Genomic DNA, 4,266 nt, shown 5'->3' with positions numbered 1-4,266 from the left:
CCCTCGCGGTGGAGTACCGCGGGTCCCACCGCCGCATCCGCAGGTCCGACGTCGAGGACTGGCTCCGCAGCCAGTTGCGCCGCAGGGAAGCCTCCGCCGCGTCGACCGCTCCACCGGCAGCAGGGGATGCCACGCGAGAATCCGTGGCCGAGCCCGAGGACCTGCCCGCCTGACGGGACGCCGGCCGGATCCGTCTCCGGCCGGTCAGGACTGCTCGAACCGGGGGCGGGACCTCCACCTCCGCGCCTTCAGCGCCAGGTGCAGCTCCAGCCGCACCATCCCGGCGAGCGGGTCGACGCCGATGACCGAACGGATCCTGCTCAGCCGGTTGTAGACGCTGCTGCGATGCAGGTGCAGCTGGGCGGCCACGTCCTGCACCGAGCCGTTCTTGTCATAGAGCAGCTCGAGCACCGGCAGGAGCTCGTCCAGGCGGTCGGCCTCGCTCAACTCGGCGAAATGCACGCTGCCGAGGGCGGGGGCCTGCCAGCCCACGGCGCCGAGGAACTGGTAGACGCCGATGTCGGAGTACGGGCAGACCCTGGCGAGGTTGGGATCCACCGCGCCCGCCTGCACGGCATGCTGCGCCTGCTGGAAAGCCTCTTCGAGGCTGCGTGGATCGGCGGCCGGTTCGCTCAGGCCGAGCACCATCCGGCCCGCGGGCCGGCCCGCCCGCTTGGCCACCTCTGCCCGGTAGCCGTCCAGGACGTGCTCCAGCACGCTGCGTCCGACCTCCGGCGCGCAGAGCAGGACGGAGAAGGCGGCCGCTCCTGCACTGAAGAGGACGGGCGCGACGCCGACGGTCGCCTGGAGTGCGAGCGTGCGGTGGAGGAGGGCTGCCTCGTGGGGGTCGTCGCCGACGCCGTCGGACAGCTCGTGCACCACCGCGAGGCGCCAGGGACCGTGCCCGCCGAGTTCGCGCCACCCCCGCAGCTCGTCGACGGCGCCCGCGACCCCCCGGCACGCCGCGAGGAAGGTCGCCTCCCGCTGCGTACGCCGCGCCGAGGATGCCGTATCGGTCTCGAGGAGCAACTCCGCGAGCCGGTCGATGGTCGGCCGGACCGAGGGGAGGACGGCGAGGATCTCGGCGGCGGGATCGTCGGTGGACTGCTGCTGCACCCAGAGGTAGCCCACCCGGAAGCCCCGCACGAGCAACGGGACGCAGACGCGTCCCAGCATGCCGAGATCGTCGTTGGCGGGGACGGCGACGGCACGCACGGCCTGCGCGATGCCGTGGCGGAGCTGCCACTCGCTGACGTCGGCGGGGACCTTCTTGCTCAGCAGGAAGTTCACGCGGACCCGGTCCGCCGAGGTCTGGTGGCTGCTGTAGGCGAGGAGCACGCCGTCGGGATCCTCGAGGGAGAGGCCGCGGCCGAGCTTCTGAGCGATGGACTCGACGACATCCTCGATGGCCTGGTTCTGCACAGGCCAACACTAGGCGGAAGCGTCACCCGAAGCGACATCTGCCGCCCCGGGACCCGACATCTGTCGATGGCATTCTCTCGCCTCCGTCTGCTAGTGGCCCAGCTCACAATGCGTCACTGCCCGGGATCCCGGGCTCGACGCCGGTTCCGTCCTGGCCCCTCCGCTCCGAGCCGTCGGCCGGGGACCCCGGAACCCGCCCACGGGCCCCGGCACGGTCCCTATTCTGGACCTACCCCCGTCCGCCCGATCGCACCCGTGGAGAACCCAAATGATCATCGGCGTCCCCAAAGAAGTGAAGAACAACGAGTTCCGTGTAGCCATCACTGCATCCGGCGTGCACGAGTTCCGGGCCCGCGGGCACGTCGTGCTCGTGGAACGCGGCGCCGGGATCGGCTCGAGCATCACCGACGCGGAATACGAGGCCGCCGGCGCGGAACTCGTGGACGCGGCCGACGACGTCTGGGCACGTGCCGACATGGTGATGAAGGTCAAGGAACCCGTCGCCGCCGAGTACCACCGCTTCCGGAAGGGGCTCATCCTCTTCACCTACCTCCACCTCGCGGCGGAACCGGAACTGACCCGGGCACTCCTCGACGCAGGCGTGACGGCCATCGCCTACGAGACCGTCCAGGACGGTCGGGCCCTCCCCCTGCTCGCACCGATGTCCGAGGTGGCCGGACGCCTGTCCGTGCAGGTGGGAGCCCAGGTGATGACCGCCCCCGCCGGCGGTCCCGGTCTGCTGCTCGGCGGCGTCGCGGGCGTCCGCGCCGCCAAGGTGGTGGTCCTCGGAGCCGGAGTCGCCGGGACCAACGCGACGGCGATGGCCGTGGGCACAGGGGCGGATGTCACCATCCTCGACATCGACATCGCACGTCTGCGCGAGCTCGACGCCCTGTACGCCGGACGCGTCCGGACCGTGGCATCGAACTCCCTCGAGATCGAGAAGTCGGTCCTCGAGGCCGACCTCGTCATCGGCTCCGTCCTCATCCCGGGAGCCCGGGCGCCGAAGCTCGTGACCAATGCGCTCGTGGCCCGCATGAAGCCGGGCAGCGTCCTCGTCGACATCGCCGTGGACCAGGGCGGGTGCTTCGAGGACTCCCGGGTCACCACGCACGAGGACCCCACGTTCACCGTCCACGGCTCGCTCTTCTACTGCGTCGGCAACATGCCGGGCGCCGTGCCGAACACCTCGACCTACGCCCTGACCAACGTGACCCTCCGCTACGCCGTCGCGCTCGCGGACAGGGGGGTCCGGGGGGCCTTCGAGGCCGACGCCGCACTCGCCCGCGGGCTGAACGTCGCCGCCGGCAGGGTGGCCCACCACTCGGTGTCCCAGGCACACGGCCTGGAGCTGGCCGAGGACTGGAGCCGGCTGGTCTAGTCTCCACGACAGGGTTCCGCAGCGCCGGTCCACCCGGCTCGTCCGGGACCACCCGGAAGCCGGCGGGAGCTACCGGGGCCGGGCGGGGAACGACGCGTGGACCTGCTCGATGATCCGCACGACGGCGAGCGCGTCCTCGGCCGCAACCGGTACCGGCCCGCCCTCGATCGCCGCTGCGACGCCCTCGTAGAAGGACGGATAGGCGCCGGGGTCGATCGGGACCGGTTCGAGGTGCCCGTCGCGTCCGAGCAGCCCGTGCGCGCCGGCCTGCGCACCGGTCACGGCGCCAGGGGGCATCCCCGCCGCGAGCAGGCCCTCCTGCGGATCCGTGCCGAGGACGGTGAGGCCCGCGTCGTCCCCGGTCACGCGGAAGCGGGAGCGGACCTGCGGCGCGAGCGTCCCGGCGTGCAGGGTACTCGTCACACCACCGAGGTGCTGGAGCACGAGGAAGACCGTGTCGTCCGCCGTTCCGCCCGCCCGGTCGATCCGCAGGTCCGCGAACGCCGGGACGGCGGGGCCGAACAGGCTGAGCGCCTGGTCGATGAGATGCGGGCCGAGGTCGTAGAGGACTCCCCCGCCGGCACCGGGCCCGGCATCCCGCTTCCACGGCTTGGTGATGGACGGCTTCCAGGACTCCATCGCGGACTCGAAGGTCCGGATCCGGCCCAGCGCCCCCGACTCCACCATGGACCGCACGGTGAGGTAATCGCCGTCCCACCGACGGTTGGAGAAGGGTACGAGCAGGCGCCCGGCCGCCTGCGCCGCCTCGATCAGGCGCTCGCCGTCGTCCGCGTGCACCACGAAGGGCTTGTCGAGCACCACGTGCAGCCCCCTGCCGAGGGCCGAGGCGGCCAGGGCGGCGTGGGTCGCGTTGGGCGTGCTGATCACGGCCAGGTCCAGGTCCGGCACCGCCGCGAGTGCCTCGTCGATGCTGCCGACGACGGCGGCGTCGGGGTAGGCGGTGCGGGCGGCCCGCCTGCGGTCCGCGCTGCGGACCACGACGGCGGCGAGCTCGAAGCGGGGATCGTGGGCGATCAGCGGGGCGTGGAAGACCCTGCCGCCGTGGCCGAACCCGACCAGCACGGTGCTGATCGCCCCGCGAGGTCCCTGTACCACGCGACCACCGTCCTCATCTCGCCACCGGACTCGTGGCCGGCGATGTTCAGTGTACGTTGGCTCCGGCCGGGGGCTGCCCGTGCGGTCCTGACGCCAGCGACGTGACCAGCACCCGCCAGGAGGCCTGGAGCCGGGCCGTGGACATGCCCCTGGACTCCTGCAGATGGAGCAGGAGCCCAGCATTGAGGAACGCGGCCAGCTGGTAGGCGCCGAGCTCCGGATCCGGCGCTCCGATCTGGCGCAGCAGCATGGACAGGTGCAGCCGGACGAGCTGCTGCGTCGGATGCTCCAGGTCCGCACCGCCCTGCTGCTCGGCAGCCCGCAGGATCTGTCCGTCGAAGCGCATC

4 protein-coding genes are annotated in these 4,266 nt (G+C 72.1%); 1 reads left to right on the top strand and 3 read right to left on the bottom strand.

Annotated features, from left to right (window positions below):
* Positions 1 to 204: 204 nt before the first annotated feature.
* The gene (locus CVO76_RS15580) at positions 205 to 1,422 is read right to left on the bottom strand and encodes a PucR family transcriptional regulator (protein WP_133081524.1); all 1,218 of its coding nucleotides are present in this window, start codon (positions 1,420 to 1,422) and stop codon (positions 205 to 207) included.
* Positions 1,423 to 1,690: 268 nt separating this feature from the next.
* On the opposite strand from CVO76_RS15580, the gene ald reads away from it, so the two are divergent.
* Entirely contained in the window at positions 1,691 to 2,803 is a 1,113-nt protein-coding gene (ald, locus tag CVO76_RS15575; protein ID WP_208740042.1) for an alanine dehydrogenase, read from the top strand.
* Between the two features lie 69 nt (positions 2,804 to 2,872).
* On the opposite strand, the gene CVO76_RS15570 is transcribed toward ald, so the two are convergent.
* A complete protein-coding gene (locus CVO76_RS15570) occupies positions 2,873 to 3,919 on the bottom strand; it encodes a Gfo/Idh/MocA family protein (protein ID WP_244186035.1) in 1,047 nt (348 codons plus the stop codon).
* A gap of 46 nt (positions 3,920 to 3,965) precedes the next feature.
* Positions 3,966 to 4,266: hypothetical protein (locus CVO76_RS17435; RefSeq protein WP_244186033.1), on the bottom strand; the 301-nt coding region annotated here is incomplete at its 5' end.

Source organism: Arthrobacter agilis (assembly GCF_002953615.1).
Taxonomy (GTDB): domain Bacteria; phylum Actinomycetota; class Actinomycetes; order Actinomycetales; family Micrococcaceae; genus Arthrobacter_D; species Arthrobacter_D agilis_B.
Note: the sequence above shows the minus strand (reverse complement) of the source record. Positions and strands in the feature narration are given on the sequence as shown.